This is a genomic window from Solihabitans fulvus (genome assembly GCF_008386585.1).
In the GTDB taxonomy this organism is placed as follows: domain Bacteria; phylum Actinomycetota; class Actinomycetes; order Mycobacteriales; family Pseudonocardiaceae; genus Solihabitans; species Solihabitans fulvus.
This window is the reverse complement of the sequence record NZ_VUOB01000313.1, coordinates 1-344: the sequence shown is the minus strand read 5'-3', so window position 1 is coordinate 344 and position 344 is coordinate 1. Positions and strand designations below refer to the sequence as shown.

Here is a 344-nt window from a genome sequence, read left to right as displayed (position 1 = left end):
AAAAGGCGCGACTGCCGAAGTGGTTCGGCGAGAGGCCCGGCAAGAAGAAGGGCGAACTCGAATCTCCGGAAGGCGAAGAGGACGTCAAGGCTGAGCCCGAGGAGGACGAAGAGCCTCAATACGAGCCTGAACCCGAAGAGGAGGAGGAAGAGGTCGTTGAGGAGGTAGAAGAAGAGGAGGAAGAAGAGGAAGAAGAAGAAGAGGAAGAGGAGGAGGAAGAAGAAGGTGATGGTGAGGAAGAGGATGGAGATGAAGATGAGGAAGCTGAGTCAGCTACGGGCAAGCGGGCAGCTGAAGATGATGAGGATGACGATGTCGATACCAAGAAGCAGAAGACCGGCGAG

1 protein-coding gene is annotated in these 344 nt (G+C 55.5%); it reads left to right on the top strand.

Translation table 11 applies throughout. The annotated features are described in order from the left end of the window. The coding region (locus F0L68_RS41665; RefSeq protein ID WP_188317144.1) for a hypothetical protein at positions 1–344 on the top strand (344 nt) is incomplete at both ends.